This window comes from Streptomyces minutiscleroticus, assembly GCF_014650875.1.
Classification (GTDB): Bacteria; Actinomycetota; Actinomycetes; order Streptomycetales; family Streptomycetaceae; genus Streptomyces; species Streptomyces minutiscleroticus.
Genome location: NZ_BMVU01000007.1, coordinates 95396 through 121337, shown reverse-complemented (window position 1 = coordinate 121337; position 25942 = coordinate 95396). Strand labels below are relative to the sequence as shown.

General features: G+C 74.8%; 18 protein-coding genes. 11 read left to right on the top strand and 7 right to left on the bottom strand.

The window, feature by feature from the left end; all coding sequences use genetic code 11:
- Positions 1-102 precede the first annotated feature (102 nt).
- The 3 genes from IE271_RS11355 to IE271_RS11345 all read right to left on the bottom strand — a co-directional run bounded on the left by IE271_RS11355 (position 103) and on the right by IE271_RS11345 (position 2404).
- Complete coding sequence (locus IE271_RS11355) at positions 103-876, bottom strand: SDR family NAD(P)-dependent oxidoreductase (RefSeq protein WP_190190121.1); 774 nt, start codon at positions 874-876, stop codon at positions 103-105.
- Between the two features lie 140 nt (positions 877-1016).
- Positions 1017-1571, bottom strand: a complete 555-nt coding sequence (locus IE271_RS11350; RefSeq protein WP_229919260.1) for a multicopper oxidase domain-containing protein — start codon at positions 1569-1571, stop codon at positions 1017-1019.
- Positions 1572-1732: 161 nt separating this feature from the next.
- Complete coding sequence (locus IE271_RS11345; protein WP_190190119.1) at positions 1733-2404, bottom strand: MOSC domain-containing protein; 672 nt, start codon at positions 2402-2404, stop codon at positions 1733-1735.
- 80 nt (positions 2405-2484) lie between these two features.
- On the opposite strand from IE271_RS11345, the gene IE271_RS11340 reads away from it, so the two are divergent.
- Positions 2485-3378, top strand: a complete 894-nt coding sequence (locus IE271_RS11340; RefSeq protein ID WP_190190118.1) for a LysR family transcriptional regulator — start codon at positions 2485-2487, stop codon at positions 3376-3378.
- Positions 3379-3620: 242 nt separating this feature from the next.
- Here the strand turns inward: IE271_RS11340 and IE271_RS11335 are convergent, their stop codons facing one another.
- Positions 3621-3959, bottom strand: a complete 339-nt coding sequence (locus IE271_RS11335) for a WhiB family transcriptional regulator (RefSeq protein ID WP_190190117.1) — start codon at positions 3957-3959, stop codon at positions 3621-3623.
- Positions 3960-4347: 388 nt separating this feature from the next.
- Between IE271_RS11335 and IE271_RS11330 the strand changes: the two genes are divergently transcribed.
- From IE271_RS11330 to IE271_RS11315, 4 genes are all read left to right on the top strand, one after another.
- A complete protein-coding gene (locus tag IE271_RS11330; RefSeq protein WP_003948568.1) occupies positions 4348-4959 on the top strand; it encodes a response regulator transcription factor in 612 nt (203 codons plus the stop codon).
- 244 nt (positions 4960-5203) lie between these two features.
- Positions 5204-5779: a sigma-70 family RNA polymerase sigma factor gene (locus IE271_RS11325; RefSeq protein WP_028805397.1), complete on the top strand. Its 576-nt coding sequence runs from the start codon at positions 5204-5206 to the stop codon at positions 5777-5779.
- Between the two features lie 348 nt (positions 5780-6127).
- A complete protein-coding gene (guaB, locus tag IE271_RS11320) occupies positions 6128-7633 on the top strand; it encodes an IMP dehydrogenase (RefSeq protein WP_190190116.1) in 1506 nt (501 codons plus the stop codon).
- A gap of 163 nt (positions 7634-7796) precedes the next feature.
- Complete coding sequence (locus tag IE271_RS11315) at positions 7797-8921, top strand: GuaB3 family IMP dehydrogenase-related protein (RefSeq protein WP_190190115.1); 1125 nt, start codon at positions 7797-7799, stop codon at positions 8919-8921.
- A 230-nt stretch (positions 8922-9151) separates the two neighbouring features.
- On the opposite strand, the gene IE271_RS11310 is transcribed toward IE271_RS11315, so the two are convergent.
- Positions 9152-10357: a nucleotide sugar dehydrogenase gene (locus IE271_RS11310; RefSeq protein WP_190190114.1), complete on the bottom strand. Its 1206-nt coding sequence runs from the start codon at positions 10355-10357 to the stop codon at positions 9152-9154.
- Positions 10358-10620: 263 nt separating this feature from the next.
- Between IE271_RS11310 and IE271_RS11305 the strand changes: the two genes are divergently transcribed.
- Positions 10621-12327, top strand: coding sequence for a glycerol-3-phosphate dehydrogenase/oxidase (locus IE271_RS11305; RefSeq protein WP_190190113.1), 1707 nt, complete (start codon positions 10621-10623; stop codon positions 12325-12327).
- Positions 12328-12528: 201 nt separating this feature from the next.
- On the opposite strand, the gene IE271_RS11300 is transcribed toward IE271_RS11305, so the two are convergent.
- Positions 12529-13572, bottom strand: a complete 1044-nt coding sequence (locus IE271_RS11300) for a serine hydrolase domain-containing protein (RefSeq protein ID WP_190190112.1) — start codon at positions 13570-13572, stop codon at positions 12529-12531.
- A gap of 182 nt (positions 13573-13754) precedes the next feature.
- Here IE271_RS11300 and IE271_RS11295 point away from each other — a divergent pair, with 182 nt between their 5' ends.
- The 5 genes from IE271_RS11295 to IE271_RS11275 all read left to right on the top strand — a co-directional run bounded on the left by IE271_RS11295 (position 13755) and on the right by IE271_RS11275 (position 25072).
- Complete coding sequence (locus IE271_RS11295; protein ID WP_190190111.1) at positions 13755-15794, top strand: serine/threonine-protein kinase; 2040 nt, start codon at positions 13755-13757, stop codon at positions 15792-15794.
- A gap of 334 nt (positions 15795-16128) precedes the next feature.
- Complete coding sequence (locus tag IE271_RS11290) at positions 16129-19017, top strand: serine/threonine kinase C-terminal domain-containing protein (RefSeq protein WP_190190110.1); 2889 nt, start codon at positions 16129-16131, stop codon at positions 19015-19017.
- A gap of 456 nt (positions 19018-19473) precedes the next feature.
- Entirely contained in the window at positions 19474-21291 is a 1818-nt protein-coding gene (locus IE271_RS11285) for a serine/threonine-protein kinase (protein ID WP_190190178.1), read from the top strand.
- Between the two features lie 122 nt (positions 21292-21413).
- Positions 21414-23063 carry a serine/threonine-protein kinase gene (locus IE271_RS11280; protein WP_190190109.1) on the top strand — a complete coding sequence of 550 codons (1650 nt, stop codon included), beginning with the start codon at positions 21414-21416 and terminating at the stop codon, positions 23061-23063.
- A gap of 317 nt (positions 23064-23380) precedes the next feature.
- Positions 23381-25072 carry a serine/threonine-protein kinase gene (locus IE271_RS11275; protein ID WP_190190108.1) on the top strand — a complete coding sequence of 564 codons (1692 nt, stop codon included), beginning with the start codon at positions 23381-23383 and terminating at the stop codon, positions 25070-25072.
- A gap of 73 nt (positions 25073-25145) precedes the next feature.
- Here IE271_RS11275 and IE271_RS11270 read toward each other — a convergent pair whose 3' ends face one another.
- Entirely contained in the window at positions 25146-25922 is a 777-nt protein-coding gene (locus tag IE271_RS11270; protein ID WP_190190107.1) for a hypothetical protein, read from the bottom strand.
- Positions 25923-25942 lie beyond the last annotated feature (20 nt).

Genomic DNA, 25942 nt, shown 5'->3' with positions numbered 1-25942 from the left:
GGTGCCGATTCCGCTGTCGGCGCCGGGACCGGGACCGTTGGCGGTCGGTGCCTCCGGTTCCGTCCGCAGGGACGGACGCGCCGGCCGTCGGCGGCACAGGGCTCACTGCGGCCCGTACTTGCGTCCCGTCCTGGACGTGATGCCGCCGAGCAGTGAGCGCGGCGTCACCTTCGCCAGACCCATCAGGGCCTTGTACCGCGGGTCCGGGATCGACAGCGACCTGCCGCGCGCCAGGTCGGCGAGGGCCGCGGCGACGACCTTGTCCGCGTCGAGCCACATCCAGTTCGGGATGTTGTCCGTGCCCATCCCGGCCCGCTGGTGGAACTCCGTGCGCACGAAGCCCGGCGCCAGCGCCATCAGCCGCACGCCGCTGCCGGCCAGGTCGCGCGCCGCGCCCTGGGTGAACTGCACGACCCACGCCTTGGAGGCCCCGTACGTGCCGCGCGGCACGAAGGCGGCCACCGACGCGACGTTGATCACGCCGCCCCGGCCGCGCTCCCGCATTCCCCCGGTCGCCGCCGCGGTCAGCCGGAGCACCGCCTCGCAGTGCACCTTCAGCATCGTCAGCTCGTCGGCCATGGGCACGTCGAGGAAACGGCCCTTGTTGCCGAAGCCGGCGTTGTTGACCAGCAGGTCCACCGCGTTCTTGCGGTCCTTCAGACGGGTCGCCACCGCCTCGATGCCGTCGTCGGTGGACAGATCGGCGGCCAGGACCTCCGCCTCGATGCCGTGCCGGTCGTGCAACTCGGTCGCCTGCTCGCGGAGCCGTTTGACGTCGCGCGCCACCAGCACCAGATTGTGGCCGTCCGCGGCGAGCCGCCTCGCGAAGGCGGAGCCGATGCCCGCGGTCGATCCCGTGATGAGAGCCGTTGTCATGACGCAAGATTAGTGACCCGGACCGAACTCGTCCGCTCCCGGACCGGCCTTCACCCGCCCTGTCCGTGTCCCGCACCGTGGCCTGCCGGCGTGCCCGCCCGCCGCCCCTTCCCCACCACCACGAACTGGCCCGTCATCCCCTAGTCCTCGTGGCGGAGCAGGTGGCGGTGGTACATGTACGGCGTGCCCGGGTCGGCCGGGCCGTCGAAGCGCAGCGCCAGTCTCATCGTGGTGCCGTTCGGCAGGAACACCGTGTCCTTCGGGCCCCGCGGCGCGGGCGGCGGTGCAGAGCCGTCGACCCCCAGCACCCGGAACCGGACGTCGTGCACATGGAAGGTGTGCGGCATGCCGTCGGTGCCGCGGACCGTCCACACCTCCGTCGTGCCCCGTGCGACCGTCTCGTCGACCCGGCCCGTGTCCATCGCGCGCCCGTTGATCCCGGTGCGCTTCAGGTCGAAGAACCTCCCGCGGACGGCGCCGGCGCCGTGCGGACGGGGGTGGTACCAGAGCGTCGCGGCCGGCTGGTCCACCGTCCAGCGCGGGCTCCAGGCGGCGCCGGCCGCGATCGGCCGGCGCGGCGACGGCGACGGCGACGGCGACGACCGAGCCGAGCACGACGAGGAGACGTTTGAGGCGGGACGCACGTTCGAGGCGGGACATGCGACAAGCGTTCCGGCCGGCCGGTCTCCGAACATCCGGGATCCGCCCCGGCCTTCCCCGATGCGCCCCCGGCCGCTGTCCCGGGGTTCGCCCCTAGGCCTGTCGTCGAACCCCGCCTGCCGCGCGGGCGACGACAGGCCCCGGGAGCCGGCCGGCTCCCGGCCCGCGGCGGGCCGTCCCCACGCCCGCGAGGCCCTCACGCCCGGCCGTGCCGCGCCACGTATCGCTCCGCCTGCGCCCGTGCCTCCGGGTGCAGCGCGTCCCCGGCCGCCAGCACCCGGGGGAGCAGCTCCCGCTCGGTCGTGACCGCGCGGAACTGGAGGGCGACCGTCACCCCGTGCGCCGGCCGGTGCACGACCCCGATCGCGTCCCCCGCCCGTATCTCGCCCGGCTCGATCACCCGCAGGTACGCCCCCGGCGCCCCCTTCGCGGTGAACCGCCCGACCCACCCCTTCTCCCCGAGGTGCCCCTGGAAGGTCCGGCACGGGATGCGCCCGCTGGTCACCTCCAGGACCACGTCGGGGCCGACGCGCCAGCGCTCGCCGATCAGCGCCCCGGAGACGTCGACCCCCGAGGTCGTGAGGTTCTCCCCGAACATCCCGTCGGCCAGCGTGCGCCCCAGCTCGCGCTCCCAGTCGTCGAGGTCCTCGCGCGCCACCGCGTACACGGCCTGGTGGTCGCCGCCGTGGTGGCGCTTCTCGCACACGGCGTCCCCGGCGAGGCCGCTGCCGCCCACCCCCTTGGGCCCGGGCGGCGCCACCCGGACCGGACCGTCCACCGGGCGCTTGTCGATCCCGGTCAGGCCCTCGGCCTGGCCGGTGTAGTCCACGGGCTTCGGTCGGCCCAGATTCACGGAGAGCAGCTTCATGTCGTCACACTAAGTGACGAAAGGCCAAAGCGTCGACGCATTAATGGGCGCGGATTCCAAGGTCCGCTTATGCTCGACATGTGATCGAGGCACGTCATCTCCGGGTACTGCGCGCCGTCGCCGCCACGGGCTCCTTCTCCGCGGCGGGCCGCGCGCTGGGCTGCACCCAGCCCGCCGTCAGCCAGCAGATGAAGGCGCTCGAAGCCTCCGTGGGCACCCCGCTGCTGATCCGCTCGGGCCGCGAGATGCGGCTGACCGAGGCCGGCGAGGCCCTGGTGCGGCACGCCGCCGGCATCCTCGCCGGGCTCACCGCCGCCGAGGAGGAGGTCGCCGCGATCGCGGGCCTGCGGGCCGGACGGGTCCGCCTGGTGTCGTTCCCCAGCGGCAGCTCCACCCTGGTGCCCACCGCACTCGCCGCCCTGCGCGCGGCCCACCCCGGCACCCGCGTCTCCCTGGAGGAGGCCGAGCCGCCCCGCTCGGTCGACCTGCTGCGCGAGGGCGACTGCGACCTCACGCTCGCCTTCCGGTACGAGGGCGCGGCCCCCGAGGAGTGGGACGACCTCGTCGTACGCCCCCTGCTGACGGACCGGCTCGTCGGCCTGGTCCCCGAGGGCCACCGGCTGGCCGGGGCGGAGTCGGTCGCCATCGGCGACCTGGCCGCGGAGCCGTGGATCGCGGGCTGCCCCCGCTGCCGCGGCCGGCTCGTGGAGGTCTGCGAGGGCGCGGGCTTCACCCCGCGCATCGACTTCGCGACCGACGACTACCCGGCCGTCGTGGGCCTGGTGGGCGCGGGTCTCGGCGTCGCCGTGCTGCCGGAGCTCGCCGTCGGGTCCGTGCGCACCGAACGGGTGCGCACGGTGCGCCTCGAGCCCGCCGTGCGGCGGGAGATCGTCGCGCTCACCCTGCCCGACCTGGCGCAGGTCCCGACGGTGGCCGCGACCCTGGCCGAGCTGTCCCGGGCCGCCGCCCGCTGAGTCCCGGCCGCGGGCGCACCGGCCTGACCCGGCCGTGAGCGCCCCCGGTCCGCCCCGGCCGTGAGAGTCCGGCCCGCCCGGCCGGCGGCGGACCGCCCCGGGACTGCCGGTGGCAGGGGCGGCGCGGGGAGACCGACGGGCACGCGCGCGTGCCCGTCGACAGGAGCGGACGGCCACCCCTTGGCGCACAGGGGCGCGCCCCTGTTGCCGAAACGTTCCTTCAGCGCCGTCGTGCGGTTGTCTCAGTCGTGCAGCCGGTCCGGGGAGGCGCCTCCTCCGGGGGCCGACGCCGAGACCAGGCGGTGCCGCGCCCGGCCCATCAGCTCTTCGCGCTCGTCCTCGGTCAGCCCGCCCCAGACGCCGTACGGCTCGCGCACCGCCAGCGCGTGGGCCGCGCACTGGGCGCGTACCGGGCACCTCATGCAGACCTCCTTGGCCGAGTTCTCACGAGCGCTCCGCGCCGCACCGCGCTCGCCCTCCGGATGGAAGAAGAGCGAGCTGTCGACCCCGCGGCACGCCGCGAGGAGCTGCCAGTCCCACAGGTCCGCGTTGGGTCCGGGAAGGCGGGAGAAATCTGCCATTACGTGTCCCCTTGCAACCGTTCTAGGCGGTTCAGTGCCGACGACCGTATAACTACGATCTAAGGAGATGAAAATATGACTCATTGCGAATCTAGTGGCAGACACCCCTGAAGGGGAAGAAAAGGGTCTAAACGGGGCATTGGTTGTGATGAAAGATTGAGGGTCCCTTGCGGGTCTCTGCACCGTGTCCGCCCCCTCACGTAGAGTGCCGAAGGGTGGCTCACGGCCCGTAACTCTTTCGAGTGACCATCGTTGAGAGTGCGGAGGCGGTTGAAGGAACAAGCGCTCGGGCAGGCGGCAGCCCCGCCGGCGAGTGTCGACCGCACAGGTGACGATTCGTAACAGCCTGGAGGCTCAAGGTGACGCGCATCAGCTGCGGAGGGCGGCCATGACATCCGTCCTCGTCTGCGACGACTCCCCGCTTGCCCGAGAAGCGCTCCGCCGCGCGGTGGCGACCGTGCCCGGCGTAGAGCGTGTGACGACGGCGGCCAACGGCGAGGAAGTCCTCCGCCGCTGGGGCGCCGATCGTTCGGACCTGATTCTGATGGACGTACGCATGCCCGGCCTGGGCGGCGTGGAGACCGTACGGCGGCTGCTGTCCGCGGACCCCGGTGCGCGCATCATCATGCTGACCGTCGCCGAGGACCTGGACGGCGTGGCGCTCGCGGTGGCCGCCGGCGCCCGCGGCTACCTGCACAAGGACGCCTCGCGCGCCGAACTGCGGGCGACCGTGACGCAGGCGCTCGCCGACCCGACCTGGCGGCTCGCGCCGCGCAGACTGCGCTCGGCCGAGATGGGCGCCGCCCCGACGCTCACCGCGCGGGAGATCCAGGTGCTCGAGGGCATGAGCCACGGCCGGTCGAACGCGGAGATCGGGCGCGAGCTCTTCCTCTCCGAGGACACGGTGAAGACCCACGCCAGGCGGCTGTTCAAGAAGCTCGGCGCCTCGGACCGGGCACACGCCGTGGCGCTCGGATTCCGCTGGGGTCTGGTCCGCTAGGTGGCTCCCGGGGTACGGCTGTCTCCGCCCGCCGGACGGCGGGCGGGGCCGGGCCCTCACGAGCCCGCCTTCCGTTTCCCGGCGGATGCCGCATCCTTGAGTTGTGGAGTTCCTCGGGGACGAGTCGGACGAGCGGAAGGGGAGGGCGCAGGAGATGAACGCCGGCGCGCCTGCTCATAACGCTTCGGTGCACAACTACGGACGCGGTGCCACGGATCGGACGACGCCAAGGCACCATGGACCGATGCGCGAGGACGAGACGACGGTGATCGGTGCGCTCGTGCATCGTGCCGTCGACGGCGACGAGCAGGCCACGCACGACCTGCTCGCCCACGTCCACCCACTGGCGTTGCGCTACTGCCGCACGCGGCTGTCCCGGCTGCCGGGCGACGCGCGGCACTTCGTGGAGGACCTCGCCCAGGAGGTCTGCGTCGCGGTGCTGCTCGCGCTGCCGCGCTACAAGGACACCGGGCGCCCCTTCGAGGCGTTCGTCTTCGCCATCGCCGCGCACAAGGTCGCCGATCTGCAGCGCGCCGCGATGCGCCATCCCGGGTCGACGGCGGTGCCCTCGGACGAGATGCCCGAGCGGCCCGACGACTCGCTCGGGCCCGAGGAGCGCGCGCTGCTCAGCAGCGACGCCGAGTGGGCCAAGAAACTCCTGGCGAACCTGCCCGAGAACCAGCGCGAACTGCTGCTGCTGCGCATCGCCGTCGGGCTGACCGCCGAGGAGACCGGGCAGATGCTGGGCATGTCGCCGGGTGCGGTGCGGGTCGCGCAGCACCGGGCCCTGAGCCGGCTGAGAGCACTGGCGGAGCAGTAGAGCTGGAGCGGGAAGGGCCGGCCGTACATCACCCGTACGGTGGTCCGTCCGTACGGTGGTCCCTCACCCACGGGTGACGGGGTGGTCCGTTGGGTGCCCGGTTCCCCGTTGCGGACACCGGTGCGAGCGACATGCGTCACGTGCGCGGACCGCACCCGGGCCCCGCGCGGCCGCGGCCCGGTGGAATACGCCCTGAACAGCGTGGTCGGCGCGCCTGGACGCACCAGGCGTCCCCGCCGTACGGAGGTGCGGGACCGGCCGGCGGCGGCCCGAAGCGTGGAATGTGGGGCCCCCGCTTCCCGTTAGCATGGGCATCCGCACCGTTCAAGGCCATTTGGGGAAGGTGTCATGACTGCCAACGTCGACGGAGTGCCCGAGAAATTCGCGACACTCGGGCTGACCTACGACGACGTGCTGCTGCTGCCGGGCGCGTCGGACATGGCGCCCGACCAGATCGACACCGCTTCGTACGTCTCGAAGAACGTGCGGGTGAACATCCCGCTGCTGTCCGCCGCGATGGACAAGGTCACCGAGTCCCGCATGGCGATCGCGATGGCCCGCCAGGGCGGCGTCGGCGTGCTGCACCGCAACCTCTCCATCGAGGACCAGGCCAACCAGGTCGACCTGGTGAAGCGCTCCGAGTCCGGCATGGTGACCGACCCGATCACCGTGCACCCGGACGCCACGCTCGCCGAGGCCGACGCGATCTGCGCCAAGTTCCGCATCAGCGGTGTGCCGGTCACCGACCCCAGCGGCAAGCTGCTCGGCATCGTCACCAACCGCGACATGGCCTTCGAGACCGACCGCGCGCGCCGCGTGCACGAGGTCATGACGCCGATGCCGTTGGTCACCGGCAAGGTCGGCATCTCCGGTGACGACGCGATGCAGCTGCTGCGCCGCCACAAGATCGAGAAGCTGCCGCTCGTCGACGGCGAGGGCGTCCTCAAGGGCCTGATCACGGTCAAGGACTTCGTGAAGGCGGAGAAGTACCCGAACGCCGCGAAGGACGCCGAGGGACGCCTCCTGGTCGGCGCCGCGGTCGGCGTGGCCGGCGACGCCTTCGAGCGCGCCCAGGCCCTCATCGCGGCCGGTGTCGACTTCATCGTCGTGGACACCGCGCACGGCCACTCCCGGCTGGTCGGCGACATGGTCGCCAAGATCAAGTCCAACTCCACGGGCGTCGACGTCATCGGCGGCAACATCGCCACCCGCGAGGGCGCCCAGGCGCTCATCGACGCCGGTGTGGACGGCATCAAGGTCGGCGTCGGCCCCGGCTCCATCTGCACCACCCGCGTCGTCGCCGGCATCGGCGTGCCCCAGGTGACGGCCATCTACGAGGCGTCGCTCGCCGCCAGGGAGGCCGGCATCCCGGTCATCGGCGACGGCGGCCTGCAGTACTCGGGCGACATCGCCAAGGCCCTGGTCGCGGGCGCCGACACGGTGATGCTCGGCTCCCTGCTCGCGGGCTGCGAGGAGTCCCCGGGCGAGCTGCTCTTCATCAACGGCAAGCAGTTCAAGTCGTACCGCGGCATGGGCTCCCTGGGCGCCATGCAGTCCCGCGGCGAGCAGCGCTCCTTCTCCAAGGACCGCTACTTCCAGGAGGGCGTCGCCTCCGACGAGAAGCTCGTGCCCGAGGGCATCGAGGGCCAGGTGCCCTACCGCGGCCCGCTCTCCGCGGTCGTCCACCAGCTGGTCGGCGGCCTGCGCCAGTCGATGTTCTACGTCGGCGGGCGCACCGTGCCCGAGCTGCAGGAGCGTGGCCGGTTCGTCCGGATCACCTCGGCGGGTCTGAAGGAGAGCCACCCGCACGACATCCAGATGACCGTCGAGGCGCCCAACTACAGCCGCAAGTAGGCGCGCGGGCGGCCCCACGGGCCCCCGCGGCGGTCCGGGAACGGCCCGCACGCGCGCGCGTGCCGCACGACCGGAGGCGGCCCCGGAGCGTTCCGGGGCCGCCTCCGTCATGGGCGTCGGGGATACTGGAAGGCGCAGAAGCGAAGAGGGAAAGGCCACACACGTGACTGAGATCGAGATCGGGCGCGGCAAGCGCGGCCGCCGGGCGTACGCCTTCGACGACATCGCCGTCGTCCCGAGCCGCCGTACGCGGGACCCGAAGGAGGTCTCGATCGCCTGGCAGATCGACGCCTACCGCTTCGAGCTGCCCTTCCTGGCCGCTCCCATGGACTCGGTCGTCTCCCCGGCCACCGCGATCCGCATCGGCGAGCTCGGCGGCCTGGGCGTACTCAACCTCGAGGGCCTGTGGACCCGCTACGAGGACCCGCAGCCGCTGCTCGACGAGATCGTGGAGCTGGACGCCGGGACGGCCACCCGCCGCCTCCAGGAGATCTACGCGGCCCCCATCAAGGAGGAGCTGATCGGGCAGCGCATCAAGGAGGTGCGCGACTCGGGCGTGGTCACCGCCGCCGCGCTCTCCCCGCAGCGCACCGCGCAGTTCTCCAAGGCCGTGGTGGACGCGGGCGTGGACATCTTCGTGATCCGCGGCACGACCGTCTCGGCCGAGCACGTCTCCGGCGCCGCCGAGCCGCTGAACCTGAAGCAGTTCATCTACGAGCTGGACGTGCCGGTGATCGTGGGAGGCTGCGCCACGTACACCGCCGCCCTGCACCTGATGCGGACCGGCGCGGCCGGCGTCCTCGTCGGCTTCGGCGGCGGCGCCGCGCACACCACGCGCAACGTGCTGGGCATCCAGGTGCCGATGGCCACCGCGGTCGCCGACGTGGCCGCCGCCCGCCGCGACTACATGGACGAGTCCGGCGGCCGCTACGTGCACGTCATCGCGGACGGCGGCGTGGGCTGGTCCGGCGACCTGCCCAAGGCCATCGCCTGCGGCGCCGACTCGGTGATGATGGGCTCCCCGCTGGCGCGCGCCACCGACGCGCCCGGCCGCGGCCACCACTGGGGCATGGAGGCCGTCAACGAGGAGCTGCCGCGCGGCAAGAAGGTCGACCTCGGCACGGTCGGCACCATCGAGGAGGTCCTCACCGGTCCCTCGCGGATCCCGGACGGCTCGATGAACTTCTTCGGCGCCCTGCGCCGCGCCATGGCCACGACCGGCTACAGCGAGCTCAAGGAGTTCCAGCGGGTCGAGGTGACGGTCGCCGACGCACAGCACAAGCGGTGACGTGACGCCGCGCTCGGCCCGAGCGCGGGGAAGGGCCCGGCCGCCCGTGGGGCGGCCGGGCCCTTCCGCATGTCCGAGGCCCGGTGGGGGCACGGACGGCGGGTGGCCGGCCCGGGGGGAGCAGGGGCGGACGCCCGTGATCCGCCGCGGCGGGCTCCGCCTCGTTCCCCGCGGTACCGGCGCGAGGCGCCGCATGCCGGCGGCCGGGGCCCCGGCGCTCCGCGCCGCCCTCACAACCGGTGCGCCGCCCCCGTGGGCGTGACCCCCTGCGTGTCCAGCAGCAGCTGGGCCTTCACCGACAGGCCCTGGAGGTCGTACGTGCGGTGGGGCTGGAGCAGGATCGTCAGGTCGGCGGCGGCCGCCGCCTCGTACAGGGAGTCGGCGCGCGGGACCGGGCGGTCCAGGACGCTCCAGGACGGCACCAGGGGGTCGTGGTAGCTGACCGTGGCGCCCAGCTCCATCAGCCGGACGGCGATCTCCCGGGCGGGGGTGCCCTGCTGGTCGGCGTGGTCGGGCTTGTAGGTGACGCCGAGGAGCAGCACGCGCGCGCCGCGGGCCGACTTGCCGTGCTCGTTGAGCAGGGTGGCGGCGCGCTGGACCACGTAGCGCGGCATCTGCTGGTTGACCTGCTGGGCCAGCTCGACCATGCGCAGCGGGCGCACGCGGTGGCCGGAGAGGTCCTGCGGGACGCCGTGGCCGCCGACGCCGGGCCCGGGGCGGAACGCCTGGAAGCCGAAGGGCTTGGTCTCGGCGCAGCGGATCACGTCCCACAGGTCGACGCCCAGGTCGTGGCAGAGCACGGCCATCTCGTTGACCAGCGCGATGTTCACGTGCCGGAAGTTGGTCTCCAGCAGCTGCACGGTCTCCGCCTCGCGCAGGCCGCGCGCGCGGACCACGCGGTCGGTGATCCGGCCGTAGAAGGCGGCGGCCGACTCGGTGCAGGCGGGCGTGAGGCCGCCGATGACCTTCGGGGTGTTCGCGGGCCCGTGGTCGCGGTTGCCCGGGTCGACGCGGCTGGGGGAGTACGCGAGATGGAAGTCGCGGCCGGCGCGCAGTCCCGAGCCCTCCTCCAGGACCGCGCGCAGGTGGCCCTCGGTGGTGCCCGGGTGGACCGGTGACTCCAGGATCACGGTGGTGTGCGGGCGCATCCGGGCGGCGAGGACCCGCGCGGCGGCGGTCACCTGGCCGAGGTCGAGCCCGCCGTCCGCGCCGCGCGGGGTGGGCGCGCAGATGACGGCGGTGCGGACCCGGCCGAGCCCGGCCGGGTCGTCGGTGGGCAGGAAGCCCTTGGAGAGCATCCGGCGCAGGTCGGCCGGGGCGAGCGGCGCGGGGTCGCCGCTCTCGTAGCCGAGGGTGGGGATGCCGGCGGCGACGGCGGCCCGGGCCAGGGGCAGGCCGAGCTGGCCGAGGCCGATGACGGCGAGATCTGCGGGCATGGCGGTGGGCCGTCCTTCCGAATAGCCGAGACGGGACCAGGGCGCAAGCCCGGTGGACAGAACGAGCGAGCGCAATGTCAGACTAGGAGTAAATATGACCGATATGCGGGATTGCTCGTGCGTGATTCGCCGAGTGTTGTCCACAGGCCCGCGCCGTGTGGTGGCCGAAGGCGGCGAGGACGGTCAGAATCTGGGCATGGGGGATGTGGACGGGGCCTCTCCGGGCGGGTGGGGCCGGCGCGACCGATCAGTGGGAGGCAGCCGTGAGGACAGCGACACTGGGGCCGCGGGAGCGCGCCGAGTCACTCGCAGCGATGGCCGAGCGCGAGCTGGACGTGCTGGTCGTCGGCGCGGGCGTGGTCGGCGCGGGCACGGCGCTCGACGCCGCGACCCGCGGTCTGTCCACCGGTCTGGTGGAGGCGCGTGACTGGGCGTCGGGCACGTCGAGCCGGTCCAGCAAGCTCATCCACGGCGGCCTGCGCTATCTGGAGATGCTCGACTTCGCGCTCGTGAGGGAGGCGCTGAAGGAGCGCGGGCTGCTGCTGGAGCGGCTGGCGCCGCACCTCGTGAAGCCCGTGCCGTTCCTGTACCCGCTGCGGCACAAGGGCTGGGAGCGGCTGTACGCGGGCTCGGGCGTCGCGCTCTACGACGTCATGTCCATGGCCCGCGGCCATGGCCGGGGACTGCCCGCGCACCGTCACCTGACGCGCCGTCACGCCTTGCGCGCGGCACCCGCGCTGAAGAAGGACGCCCTGGTCGGAGCGTTGCAGTACTACGACGCGCAGATGGACGACGCCCGCTACGTCGCGACGCTGGTGCGCACGGCGGCGGCGTACGGCGCGAAGGTGGCCAACCGCGCGCGTGTGACCGGCTTCCTGCGCGAGGGCGAGCGCGTGGTGGGCGCCAGGGTGCAGGACGTCGAGGCGGGCGGCGAGTACGAGATCCGCGCCAAGCAGGTCGTCAACGCGACGGGCGTGTGGACCGACGACACCCAGGCGATGGTGGGCGAGCGCGGGCAGTTCCACGTGCGCGCCTCCAAGGGCATCCACCTGGTCGTGCCCAAGGACCGCATCAACTCCTCGACGGGGCTGATCCTGCGGACCGAGAAGTCGGTGCTGTTCGTCATCCCGTGGGGACGGCACTGGATCATCGGCACGACGGACACCGACTGGGACCTGGACAAGGCCCACCCGGCGGCCTCCAGCGCGGACATCGACTACCTGCTGGAACACGTCAACGCGGTGCTCGCGGTGCCCCTCACCCGCGACGACGTCGAGGGCGTGTACGCGGGACTGCGGCCACTGCTCGCCGGGGAGTCGGACGCCACCAGCAAGCTGTCGCGCGAGCACACCGTGGCGCACCCCGTGCCGGGGCTCGTGGTCGTGGCGGGCGGCAAGTACACGACGTACCGGGTGATGGCCAAGGACGCGGTGGACGAGGCGGTGCACGGGCTCGACCGGCGCGTCGCCGAGTGTGTCACCGAGGAGATCCCGCTGATCGGCGCGGAGGGCTACCGCGCGCTGTGGAACGCGCGGGCCCGCATCGCCGAGCGCACCGGCCTGCACGTGGTGCGCGTGGAGCACCTGCTGAACCGGTACGGGTCGCTGGCCGAGGAGGTGCTCGACCTGATCGCCCGGGACCCCGGCCTCGGCGCGCCGCTGGCGGCGGCCGACGACTACCTGCGCGCCGAGGTCGTGTACGCCGCCTCGCACGAGGGCGCCCGCCACCTCGACGACGTGCTCACCCGCCGCACCCGCATATCCATCGAGACCTTCGACCGGGGCACGCGCAGCGCCCGGGAGGCGGCGGAGCTGATGGCGCCGGTCCTGGGCTGGGACAAGGGCCAGATCGAGCGGGAGGTCGAGCACTACCGGAAGCGGGTCGAGGCGGAGCGGGAGTCGCAGCGGCAGCCGGACGACCTCACGGCGGACGCGGCCCGGCTGGGCGCGCCGGACATCGTGCCGCTGTAGCGGCGCCGGACACCGTGCCGCTGTGGCGGCCGGAGGTGCCGCGGGGAGGCCGCCGTCCCCGCGGACCGGGACCCGCGGACCGGGACCCGCGGGCTCCGGACCGGCGGGCTTCGGCTCGGGACCCGGACCGGCGGGCTTCGGCTCCGGGCTTCACCCGGACGGGGGTGCCGGACCGGGATCTCCGCCCGGCGCCCGGCCGTTCTACGGGGTGCGGGGGCAGAACTCGGCAGCGAGCAGGGCGCGTTCGAGACCGGGGGACGTCCGCGCGTCCGTGTTCACGCGGAAGGCGAGGACGCGGCGGCCGTCGCGGGTGGCGGCGGTGCGCACGTAGCTGCCGGATATCCGGCCGTCGTGCCCCCACACCGTCGTACCGCACGGGAGCCGCACGGGGAACAGGCCCATGCCGTACGAGCCGTGCGCGGTACGGGTGTCGAGCATCTGGCGCAGCCGGCGGGGCGGGAGCAGGTCGCCGCGGAGCAGGGCCGCGTAGAAGCGGTCCAGGTCGGCGAGGGTGGTGATCAGCTCGCCCGCGGCCCCGGCCACGCGCGGGTCCAGTTCGGTGACGTCCCGGCCGCCGGCGTCGTACGCGTGGCCGTGCGGATCCGGCAGCCAGGTGTGGGAACCGGGGAACGAGGTATCCGCCAGATGGAGGGGGCGGAGGATGCGCCGCTCGGCCTCGACGGCGTAGGAACGCCCGGTGACCTGCTCCACGATCATGCCCAGCACGACGTAGTTGGTGTTCGAGTAGGCGAAGCGGCCCCGAGCGGCCGGAGGGTGGGTGAGCGCGATGCGGACGGCCTGAGCGGGAGTCAGGGGGACGGTCCCCCCGGTGTCGGCGGTGAAGTCGTACAGGCCGCTGGTGTGGGTGAGCAGGGCGCGCAGAGTGAGGGCGCGGCCGTCGTGGCCCGCACCACGGACCAGGCCCGGCAGATGGTCCTCCACCGAGTCGGACAGGGACAGCCGGTGCTCCGCGGCCAGTTGGAGCACGACCGTCGCGAGGAACGTCTTGGTGACACTGCCCGCGCGGAAGTGGTCGGCGAGGGAGATGCCCCCGCCGGCCAGGGCGGCGTGCGAGCCGCTCTCCTCCCGCGCGAGCAGCGCCGCGGCGGGCGCCTTCCCCGGGCCGACGAGCCGGTCGAGGACCGTGTCGGAGGCGCGCGGCGCGTGTGCGGCGGCCCCGGCCGGGACCAGACCGAGGAGCGCCACGCACACCGGAAGGACCGGCAGCGTCCGAAGCGGCGGCATCCGCTTCCTCCCTTCGTCGGGGCCCCATGATGGGGGACCTTCCTGAGCGCGGGGCGGGCGGTGCCCCCGCCGGGTGCACCGACGCGCCGGGCGGTGCGCGCCGTGAGGGGACCCTGGGCGTCGAGTGGTCGCCGCGTGGGTGACAATGGAGGCTCTGTCAGGGCGGGTTGCAGAGGGGACGCATGTCGGAGGCGGAGCGGGCGGGGACATCCCGTCAGGACAAGAGCGAACGTCTCCTCGCCGGGCGGTACCGGCTGGGAGAAGTCCTCGGCCGCGGCGGCATGGGCACCGTCTGGCGCGCCAAGGACGAGACGCTGGGACGTACGGTCGCCGTCAAGGAGCTGCGGTTCCCGTCCAGCATCGACGAGGACGAGAAGCGCCGGCTCATCACGCGCACGCTGCGCGAGGCCAAGGCGATCGCGCGCATCCGCAACAACGCCGCGGTGACCGTCTTCGACGTGGTCGACGAGGACGACCGGCCCTGGATCGTGATGGAGCTGGTCGAGGGCAAGTCCCTCGCCGAGGTCATCCGCCAGGACGGCACGCTCACGCCGAAGCGCGCCGCCGAGGTCGGCCTCGCCGTCCTGGACGTGCTGCGCTCCGCGCACCGGGAGGGCATCCTGCACCGCGACGTGAAGCCGTCGAACGTGCTGATCGCCGAGGACGGCCGGGTCGTGCTCACCGACTTCGGCATCGCGCAGGTCGAGGGCGACCCGTCCATCACCTCCACCGGCATGCTCGTCGGCGCCCCCTCGTACATCTCCCCGGAGCGGGCGCGCGGGCACAAGCCGGGCCCCGCGGCCGACCTGTGGTCGCTCGGCGGCCTGCTGTACGCGTCGGTGGAGGGCGTGCCCCCGTACGACAAGGGCTCGGCCATCGCGACGCTGACCGCGGTGATGACGGAGCCGGTCGACCCGCCCAAGAACGCGGGACCGCTGCAGGACGTGATCTACGGCCTGCTCGTCAAGGACCCCGAGCAGCGGCTGGACGACGCGGGCGCGCGGGCGATGCTGCTCGACGTGCTGCGCGCGCCCGAGAAGCCGGAGCCCGAGCCGGTCGAGGCGACGAAGGTCGTCCCGCTGCCCGGCCTGCCGCCCGCCGCGCGCGGGAAAAGACCTGGCCCCGCGGGTGGGGCGAAGAAGGGCGAGGAGGCCGCCGAGCGGCTGCGCGGGGCGCTGCGCTCCGTGCGCAAGGCGGCCGGGGCGGGCACGGCCGCGGCCGCCGCGTCGGGCACGCGGGCCGAGGCGGCCTCGCCGGACGCGGGTCCGGCCGCGTCCGCGGCGAAGGGCGCGGACGCGCGGACGCCCGTCCCCTCCCAGGCGCCGTCCGCGGCGTCCAGGGGCTCCGCGGCGAGGACGGGCGGCAGGACGCCGGCCGCCCGTACCGCTGCCGCCGGCACGGGCGCGACCGCCTCCTCGTGGAACGCGAAGGGGGAGACGCCCCCGCCGCGCAGCACGCCGCGGGCGCCGCTCACCGACGTGGTGCCGAAGCGGACGCTGGTGATCGTCGCGGTGGTCGTGGTGCTGGCCGTGATCGGCACGATCCTCGCGCTCACGCTCGGCGGCGACGACACCACGTCGTCGACGGGCGGCGGAAGCGGCGCCACCGCTTCCAGCGGCGCGAACGCGGGCAACGACACCAGGACGGACGAGACCGACGGCACCAGGACGGACGGCGGCGCCTCGGCCTCCGGCGACGCGTCCCCGTCGGGGTCCCCGAGCGCGACCGAGGGCGCGGGCGGCGGTTCCGGTGAGAACGAGGACGAGCCCGACGAGGACGAGGTCGGCGGCGTCAACACGACGACGTACAAGAGCAGCCAGGGTTTCTCCATCGGCCTGCCCGAAGGGTGGAAGTACCAGTCCACCAGCAGGGCGGGCTCCCGGTTCACCGGCCCCGACGGGCAGAAGCTGCTGATCGGCTGGACCTCCCAGCCGAAGAGCGACCCGGTCGCGGACTGGCAGAACCAGGAGAAGTACATGGTGCGCTCGCAGTACCAGCGCATCTCCATAAAGAAGGTGGACTACCGCGACTGGAACACGGCCGACTGGGAGTTCACCTACGTCGACGGCGGTACGAAGTACCGCACCATAGACCGCGGCACGGTCGTGAACGGCAGCCTCGGCTACGGAATCATGTACACGGCCAAAGCCTCGGAGTGGGACAGCGATCTGCGCCGCGACACGTGGAGCGCCCTGACGAAGACCTTCAAGCCGAAGTCCTGAGGCCGGGACGAAACCCGAGGATCCGCGGCCGGGACGGAGGACCGGGACACCCGGGACGGTCCGGGGGCCCGGAGCGGACCGGAACACCCAGGGCGGACCGGGGGCCCGGAGCGGACCGGGACACCCGGGGCGGACCGGAGCACCCGGGGCGGGCCGGGACCCCGGGGCGACGGGAATCCCGGGGGAACCGGACTCCCGAGATCTCGCATCTCTCACTGCGGGTTGCCCACGGCACGTATCGTGAGTGTTTGCGGACCGTACGCAGCCACATCTGGTGTCACGACAGGACATCAGTCGAACGGAACTGACAGACCGGGCGGCCGGGGGAGGCATCGTGGACGACTACGCGGGTCGGGTTCTCGCCGACCGCTACCGCCTCCCGCTGCCCCCGGCCGACGAGTACGAACTCGCCGAGACCCGGGCCTTCGACACCTACAGCGGACAGGAAGTCCTGGTCAGGCAGGTGCCGTTGCCCGAGGTCGTCGAGGCGGAGGTGCTCGACGCCGACGGGCTGCCCGACGGCTTCGTGCCGCGCCGGGCCGGAGGACACCGCTCGTCCGCGCGCACCGCGCGGCAGCCCGCGGACCCCGCGGTGCGCCGCGCCATCGAGGCGGCGCAGGCCGCCGCGCGGATACCCGACCACCCCCGGCTCGACCAGGTCTTCGACGTGTTCGCCGAGGGCGGTTCGCTGTGGGTCGTCAGCGAACTGGTGTCCGCCCGGCCGCTGGCGGCCCTGCTCGCGGAGCGTCCGCTGAGCCCGTACCGGGCCGCCGAGGTCGCCGCGGACGTCCTCGCGGCGCTGCGGGTGCTGCACGCGCACGGCTGGGTGCACCGCAACATCACCTCGCGCACGGTGCTGGTCTGCGACGACGGCCGTGTGATGCTGACCGGCCTCGCGGCCGGCGCCGCGGAGGAGGCCCTGTGCGGATACGACCCGGTGCCGCCCGAGGAGGGCGAGGACGGGGCCGAGGCGCACGCCGGGCACGGTGCCCCCGGCACGTACGGCCCGGGTGACCAGGGCCAGGGGCAGGGATACGGACCGGCGTCGGGCGAGGGCGACGGGTCCCGCGGGTACGGCGCGTCCGGGTACGGACCCGACGGCCTGTACGGCGTCGGTGGCGGGCGGCCCGCGCTGCCGGAGGCGCGCACCGGGGAGGACGGGTCCGCGGGCGCGCGGCCCGCGGACCCCGGGCGGGCGGGCACCGCAGGCGCTCCGGCCGGGCCGCTCCCGGCTCCCGGCGCGCCGTCGGCGCACGCGTCCGGGCAGGCGCCGGAGACGGGCGGCGACATACGGGCCGCGCGCGCCGGGGCCATCGCCGCCTACCGTGCCGGAGCCCGCGCCGCGGCACGGGTGCAGGAGGCGCAGCAGGCCGGCCGGGACGCCGCGCTGCCGGCGCCGCGGCCCCGCCCCCTGGGCGGCGGGAGCGTGCCGGAACAGCCGGACGCGTCCGGTGCCGGGCGCGGGACCGGTGCCGAGGCCGCTTCGCCGCCGGGCCGGATCGCCGATCCGTACGGCGTCGCCGGGCGGACCAACCCCTGGCACGGCGCGATGCCCCGCCCCGGCGCGCCCGCGGCCGGAGGCGGAAACGGCGGCGGCACGGACGCCGGCGGCCGGAGCCGCGGTGAACTCCCGGGCCCCGGCACCACCGTCCCCGGACCCCACGGAGGCGGTGGCGAGGGCCGTCCGGGCGCCCCGGTCGGCGGTGCAGGAACGAACCGCCACAGTGGACACGCCGGTCCTGGCGGCCCCGACGTCCTCGGCGGCCCCCCGGCGCAGCGGCAGTACCACGACGAACTCCAGGGCCCGTACGGCGGTGCTCCGGACGTCCCGTGGACCGGGGCGGCCCACCACGGCGGACCGGGCGCCCTCGCCCCCGCCGCCCCGTCCGGCCACGCCTCCGAGGGGACCGCCGCCTCCTGGGACCAGCCGGCCTCGGCGCCCCGGCGCGGTCCGGCCACGGCGCTGGCCGCCGAGCGGGCGCGCCAGGCGCGGATGGCCGTGGTCGGCCCCGTCACCGAGCGCTGGGCCCCGGAACAGGCCGGCCCCGTCCACGAGAACTGGCAGCTGGCCGCGCCCATCGGCCCGGCCACCGACCTGTGGGCGCTCGGCGCGCTGCTGTTCCGCGCCGTCCAGGGGCACGCGCCGTACCCGGAGGAGAGCACCGCGGAGCTGGTGCAGCTCGTCTGCTCGGAGCCGCCGGCGTTCGCGGAGGAGTGCGGTCCGCTGCGGCCGGTCGTGGAGTCGCTGCTGCGCCAGGACCCCACCGAGCGCATCGACTTCGAGGAGCTGAACGGCTGGCTGCGGTCCCTCGTGCGGTCGGCGCCCGAGCCCGACGCGGGCACGTACGTCGTGCCCGTGCCCCCGCCGCCCTCGGACCCCGCACGGCTGCCCATCGTGCGCCGCCGGGGCGAGCTCGTCCGCAGGCGCCGCGCCGGACTGCCCGACGCGCACGGCCGGCACAAGCGGTCCCGGCAGGAGCGGCCCGCACCGCGCCGGCTCGGCCGCACGCTGCTCCTGCTCATCCTGCTGGCGCTGGCCGGGGCGGTCGCGTACGCCGTGGCGTTCATGCCGAAGGCCGGCACGGACGACGCGGCCGGGGGGCGCACCGGCACCGCCGGGAGCGTGAGCCCGGACCCCGGGCACTCCTCGGACGCCGAGGGGAACGACGAGGGCCAGGGAGGGTCCGACGAGGCGGCCGGGGAGGACGGCGGCACGTCGCCGTCGTCGAGTTCGGCGCAGTCGTCGCAGACCACCGGGGCCGAGGTCGCGCAGGGCTTCTCGCTGCGCAAGGACGCCGAGGGCTTCCGCGTCGCGGTGGCCTCCGGCTGGGACCGCGCGCCCAGGAACGGCCAGGGCCAGGTGGTGTACTCGAAGGGCGACTTCGAACTGATCGTCGTGCCCGGGCGCGACAGCACCGGCGAGTTCGGCGACGACCCCATGGAGTACCAGCGGGAGCGGGAGCGCGAGCTGCAGCCGTTCCGCGACTCGACCTGGGCCACGTCCAGCGGGATGCGGACCGTGGAGGTCGGCGGACGGACCATGGTCGAGGGGCAGTTCACCTGGCAGGACGCCGACGGCCAGGAGGTCTACGTGCGCAACCTCGCGATGGTCGTCGACGGGCGCTACCACGTGGTGCAGGTGCGCGGCCCGGAGGCCGAGCGCGACGAGGTGACCCGGCTGTACGAGCAGGCGTCGACCACCTACCAAGTGACGGGCGGCTGACGGGCGGCCGACGGGATCTGACGGAGGGTGCCGGAGGCCGACGGCGTCTCGCGGCGACCGCCGGCCTCCGGCCGGTGCGGCACTCGGCCGGCCGGTGCGGCACTCGGCCGGCCGGTGCGGTGCCCGGCCGGCCGATGTGATGTTCCGTCAGCCGGAGCAGTGCCCGTCCGGCCGGCATGACGCTCCGTCAGTCGGTGCGGCGCCCGGGGCGGGTCGGCTCCGGTGGGCGAGGGTGTCCTTTCCCACCGTTCCGCACTCTTCCTGTGTTCTCCACCGTTCTCTGCCGTTCTCTGCCGTTCACGCCTCATGTGTCACGGCTTCCTCAGTGCTTCCCCAGCGCCACGGGAGGCGACAACCGTCACAGTGCTGCCCCCAATACGGTCTCGCCGGTTCCTTCAACGGAAGCGGGTCCCTAGTCTGACCTTGTCAAGACCATTGCGGGGAAACGTGAATCAGATGCAGGGCCTGCTCCTCGCGGGCCGCTACCGGCTCGTCGACGCCATCGGAAGCGGCGGCATGGGCCGGGTGTGGCGCGCACACGACGAGGTACTGCACCGTGCCGTGGCCGTGAAGGAACTGACGGCGGCGCTCTACGTGTCCGAGAGCGACCGGGAGGTCCTGCTCGCCCGGACCCGGGCCGAGGCCCGCGCCGCCGCGCGGATCAACCACTCGGCCGTCGTCACCGTGCACGACGTGCTCGACCACGACGGCCGGCCCTGGATCGTGATGGAGCTGGTCGAGGGCCGGTCGCTGGCCGACGCGGTCAAGGAGGAGGGGCGCGTGGAGCCCCAGGAGGCGGCGCGTGTCGGCCTGTGGGTGCTGCGCGCGCTGCGGGCCGCCCACGCCGCGGGCGTCCTGCACCGCGACGTGAAGCCCGGCAACGTCCTGCTCGCCCGCGACGGCCGCGTCCTGCTCACCGACTTCGGCATCGCCCAGGTCGAGGGCGACTCGACGATCACCCGTACCGGCGAGATCGTCGGCTCGGTCGACTACCTGGCCCCCGAGCGCATACGCGGCGCCGACCCCGGCCCCGCCTCCGACCTGTGGGCGCTCGGCGCGACCCTGCACACGGCGGTCGAGGGCACGTCCCCGTTCCGGCGGACCTCGCCGCTGACGACGATGCAGGCCGTGGTCGACGAGGAGCCCCCGGAGCCGAGGGCCGCGGGTCCGCTGGCCCCGGTGATCGCCGCGCTGCTGTGCAAGGACCCGGCCGCACGCCCCGACGCGGAGCAGGCCGAGCGCATGCTCGCCGAGGCGGCCGAGGGGCGGCACCCCGGCACCGCGGAGCCGCACGCGCCGACCCGGCGGATGACGACCGGCCCGGCGGCCACCGGCCCGGCGGCGACCGCGCACCCCGAGCACGGCCACGGTCCCGATCGCGGTCACGAGTACGACACACCCGCGCCGGGGCGGACGCCGGCGCCGCACGGCCACTCCGCCGCCGGCGCGCCGGGGCGGTACCCCACCGTGGCGGGTCCGCAGGGCGGGTACCCGGCGGCAGGCCCGTACGGGTACCCCCACTCGCCGGCCCCGGCCGGGCCCTCCACGCCGTACCCGCCGGTGACCGCCCCGCAGCCGGCCGTCCGCGGGAAGCGGCGCCTCGCCCGTGCCCTGGCCGCCGTCGCGGCCCTGGTCGTGCTGGCCGGCGGCGGGGGCGCGCTGGCCCTGTACTACGCGGACGGTGGCCGGCGGGACGGGGAGACCTCCGCCTCCGGCGGCACCGGCGGCACCGACGGCTCGCAGGGCTCGCAGGACGGCCGGAGCACGCCGAGCCCGTCCTCCTCCCCCTCGGCCACGCAGCCCACGACGGTCCCGGACGGCTGGAAGCGCGTCGAGGACCCCGAGGGCGGCTTCAGCCTCGCCCTGCCCGAGGGCTGGGAGCGGCGGGCCGAGGACGGCCAGATCGACTACACGCCCGACGGCGGCGACCACTTCGTCCGCATCGCCGTCGACGGCTCGCCCGACTACGACGACCCGCGCGAGCACCAGCTCGACCTGGAGAAGCAGCTGGCCCGGCTGCAGGACTACGCACGTGTCAGCCTGGAGTCGAACGTCTTCCGCGACCGCCCCGGCGCACTGTGGGACTTCACCTGGACCGCGCTGGGCAAGGACTCGGCCTTCCCCGGTCCGCGCCGCGCGATCGAGCAGGCGTATATCAGCCGGGAAGGCGTCGAGTACGTCATCTACATGTCGTCGCCCGCCGGGGACTGGGAGACCGCCCGCGAGCAGTTCGACACGGTGCTGCGCAGCTGGCGGCCCGCGCCGGCCGGCTGACGGGGCGCCGCCCGGACCGCCCGTACGCCCTGTCCTGAACGGACCGGCGGACCGTCGGAACTCGGCCATCCGCCTCTTCGCCGTCGTCGGCGGCCGCACGGGTCTGGTGCATGATTGGGCGCATGATGGCCGAGGGTGACAACGTCCGCGTCATCGCGGGCCGTTACCGTCTGGAGGACCGGCTCGGCCGGGGTGGCATGGGGGTCGTGTGGCGGGCCACGGACCGGTTGCTCGGCCGGCAGGTCGCGGTCAAGGAGCTGGCGGTCGACCCCTCGCTCCCGGCGGACCGGGCCCGGCAGCAGCGCGAGCGCACCCTGCGGGAGGCGCGCGCGGTCGCGCAGCTGCGGCATCCGCACATCATCGTGGTGCACGACGTGGTCGAGCACGACGAACGCCCGTACATGGTCATGGAGTTGATCGAGGGCGGCTCGCTCGCCGACCGGATCGCCGCCGACGGCCCCGTCGGCCCGGCCGAGGCCGCCCGCATCGGCGTCGCGCTGCTGGGCGCGCTGCGCGCCGCGCACACCGCGGGCGTGCTGCACCGCGACCTGAAGCCCGACAACGTGCTGATCGCCGACGACGGCCGCGTGGTGCTCACCGACTTCGGGATCGCGCAGGTGGCGGGCGCGACGACGCTCACGGAGAGCGGGTCGTTCGTCGGCTCGCCCGAGTACACCGCGCCCGAGCGGATGTCCGGGTTCCGCACCGGCCCCGCCTCCGACCTGTGGTCGCTCGGGGCGCTGCTGTGCACGGCGCTGAGCGGCGAGTCGCCCTTCCACCGCGACTCGCTGAGCGGCGTCCTGCACGCGGTCGTGATCGACGAGATCCGCCCGCCCGCGGCCGCCGCCCCGCTGCTGCCCGTCGTGGCGGGCCTGCTGGAGCGGGACCCCGGGCGGCGGCTCGGCGCGTCGGAGGCCGAGCGGATGCTGCGCTCCTACCTCGCCACCGGCCGCACCCCGCAGCCACCGCCCGGCCGGACGCCGGGGCAGCGCAACGTGCCGCGGCGGCCGCCCGAGCCGCTGCCGCCGCTGATGCCGCCGGGCCGCGAGGGCAGGGCGCGGCCGTCGGCGCGCAGCGCGCTGGTGGCCGCCGCGCTGGTCGCCGCGGTGGCCGGGGCGGGCGTCTCGGCCGCCGCGCTGCTGATGCGCGAGGGCGAGGGGGGCGGCCGTGTGCCGACGTCGAGTCCGGCGCCGAGCACGTCCGCCGGCCGTACGCCGGGCGCCACGTCGGCCCCGCAGGTCAGCCCGACGCCGACGCCCGCGCCCACGGTCACCGTGACGCACACGCCGTCGGGGCCGGGCAGCGGCGTGTCCGCCCGCGAGGTGCCCTCCGGCTACCGTCTCGCCCACGACCCCGAGGGCTTCGCGCTCGCGGTGCCGAAAGGTTTCGTCCGTAAGCCGAGGGCCGATCGGACCTTCTACGTGTCGGCGGGGGAGACCTTCCGCATCGGCGTCAGGGTCACCAGGGCGGAGCCGGGCGGCCCGCTCGCCGCGATGCGCCGCGCGCACGCCGAGGGCCCGTCGGCGTACCGCGGCTACCGCGAGGGCCGGGTCACCGCGACCGCGTACGGCGGCTCGCCGGCCGCGCTGCGGCAGTTCACCTGGGACGGTTCCCTGCGCTGCGAGGGGCCCCGGCACGCGTACGACCTGAGCTGGGAGGTGGACGGCCGGACGTACGAGCTGTGGGTGTCGGCGCCGGCCGACCGGGCCCGGGAGGCGCGGAGGCACTTCGACGTGGCCGTCGCCAGCTTCGGCGCGGCACCGGCCTTCTGAGGCGCGGCGTACGGCCTTCCGGCGCGGCGCCGGCCTCTGGGGCGCGGTGTACGGACCTGCGCGGCGCGGAGGCGGCCTTCTGAGGCGGGGTGCACGGACCCGCGGCGTGGTGCCGGCCTTCCGGGGCGGGACGTGCGGAGCCGCGGCGCGCGCGGATTCGCCGGGGCACACGGACGGCCCGGCCGCCCGCGCGGGCCGGGAGGGAAGGGGCGGGGAGGGCGTGCGCCGGTCCCGCGCGGTCCGGGTACGTCACGGGTCTGTGACCGGCGCCGGACGGGGCTGGAAGCTCTCCCGCCCCGCGCGGTATGGATGGGCGCATGAGCGACAACGGGGGAACTCCGCAAGGCCCTGACGGCCCCACCGATTTCGTCCTGCGACCGCCGCGCGCGCCCCGCGACGGCGCCCCGCACGCGTCCTACGACGGCGCCCCGGACGCCCCGCACGCGACGCCCACCCAGGTGGTGCCGCCCGCCCGGACGGTGCGGCCCCCGGCACCGGCGGCGCCGGAGCAGCAGCGGGACCCGGGCGCCGGGCGGCTGATCGGCGGCCGCTACCGGCTGCTCGCCCGGCTCGGCCACGGCGGCATGGGCACGGTCTGGCGGGCCGGGGACGAGACGGTGGACCGGGAGGTGGCGGTCAAGGAGCCGCGCGTACTGGACCACCTCCCCGAGCGGGAGCGCGCCAACGTCTTCGAGCGGATGCGCCGCGAGGCGCGCGCCGCGGCCCGGCTCGACCACCCCGCCGTCGTGAACGTCCACGACGTGGTGGACGTGGACGGGCGGCCGTGGATCGTCATGGAGCTGGTGCGGGGCCGCTCGCTCGGCGACGCGCTCCAGGAGGGCACCCTGGACGCGCGGGAGGCGGCCCGGATCGGCCTGGAGGTCCTCGGCGCCCTGGAGGCGGCGCACGCCGCGGGCGTCCTGCACCGGGACGTCAAGCCCGACAACATCCTGCTCGGCCGGTACGGCCGGGTCGTCCTCACCGACTTCGGCATCGCCAGGACGGAGGGCGAGACGAGCCTGACGGACACCGGGGGCTTCGTGGGCTCGCCCGAGTTCGTCGCGCCGGAGCGGGTGCTGGGGCGGCAGCCCGGACCCGCCTCGGACCTGTGGTCGCTCGGGGTGGTGCTGTACGCGGCGACGGAGGGCGTCTCGCCGTTCCGCCGCTCCAACACCCCCGCCACGCTGCAGTCCGTCCTCAACACCGTGCCCGCCGCGCCGAGCGCGGCGAAGGGCCCGCTCGCCGACGCGATCAACGGCCTGCTGGCGAAGGACCCGGCCCGCCGCCCGGACGCCGGCCGGGTCCGCGCGCTGCTGGAGCGGGCGGCCGGGCCGCCGGCCGAGACCCGGGCCGTCCGGGCCGCGGGCCCCGGGGGACGCGGCGTCCGCCTCGGCCGCACCGCGTGGCTCGGCGCGGGCGCTGCGGTGGTCGCGGCGGCTGCGGTGGCGTACCTGCTGGTCGCGGACCCGTTCGCGGGGCCGCTGCCGGACGGCTGGAAGGAGCGGCGGGTCACGGAGCTGGGCGCGACGGTCGCGGTCCCGGCCGGGTACCGGCGGTCCGTGCCGGACGCCGACGCGCCCGAGGACGAGCACTGGGTGCGGTACACCGACCCGAGCGGCAGCCTCTGGGTGGGCCTCACGCTCGCCAGGAAGGCGGAGGACTCCGGCGGCGGGATCGCCGGGACGGCGGCGGCCGAGATGTACGACGACAACGAGGAGTTCAAACGGAGCGGCGACTACGGCCTCGGCATGGCCGCCGACCCCGCCCCGAGGAGCGACCCGCGGGAGACGACGTACAAGGGCCGCAGGGCGGCCCGCAACACCGTCGTGTACTCGACCACCGACACCCAGGACCCGCTCCCGCGCGAGCTCCAGCTCCTCTACTACCGCACCGGGGCGGGCGACCTGTACAAGCTCATGATCGGCTACCCGGGGAAGGGCGACTTCACCGAGCGCGGCCGTGAGGTGGCCCGGACGGCCGTCGCGAACCTGGACCTCGACAAGCCGTGAGCGCGAGGGGAGGCGGGGCGGCCGCACGGCCCTCCCCGCCTCCCCTGGAACCCCCTCCGGAACTCCTCCGCCGTCAGCCGAGCTTGGCGGACTGCGCCTTCACGACCTCGGCCGGGATCCCGGACGGCTTCCCGGACATGAGCGTTTCCAGGTCGAAGGTGTAGTACGTGGTGACGGTGCCGCCGTTGCGCACCGCCTCGCCGCTCACGGAGGTGGGCTTCCCCTCCATGTCGAGGCCGAGCGTGAACGCCACCGACTCGTCGCCCTGCCCGGCGTCCTTCGCCGGGGCGACCTTCGTGAACTTCGCGCTCTCGCCCGCCATCCCCCCGGTGAAGCCGCCCGCGCAGGCCCCGACCGCGTCCGAGAGCGAGTCCATCGCCTCCGCGGCGCCCTCGCCGTCGTAGGAGGAGAGCGAGACGGAGGTCGCCGCTCCCGCGGAGCTGGCCAGCGCCTCCTCCATCTCCGCGTCGGTCATGTCCTCGATGTCCTTGCTCGGGGTGGTGGCCGGGGTCTTCTCCGTGGCCAGGCGACGGACGTGGGCGGCCGGGTCGCCGAGCGGCAGCGAGGACAGCACGTACGCGAGGGGAGCGCACTTCTCGTCCCCGACCTCGACGTCGTCCTTGGAGGCGGCGAAGCTCGCGTACCCCTCGCCCTCGTCCACCGTGTACCCCTCGACGTCCCCGTCGGCGAGGACCAGCTTCTCCAGCTCGGCAGCGGACAGCTTCTCCAGCTCGGCAGCGGACGCCGCCTTCGCCGTCGCGGACTCCTTGCCGCCGGAACCCTCGGCGTCGTCCGCGCCGCCGGAGCCGCACCCCGCCACCGCGGCGAGCGAGAGGACGAGAGCGGTCACGGCGGCGCCGGTACGCGGAA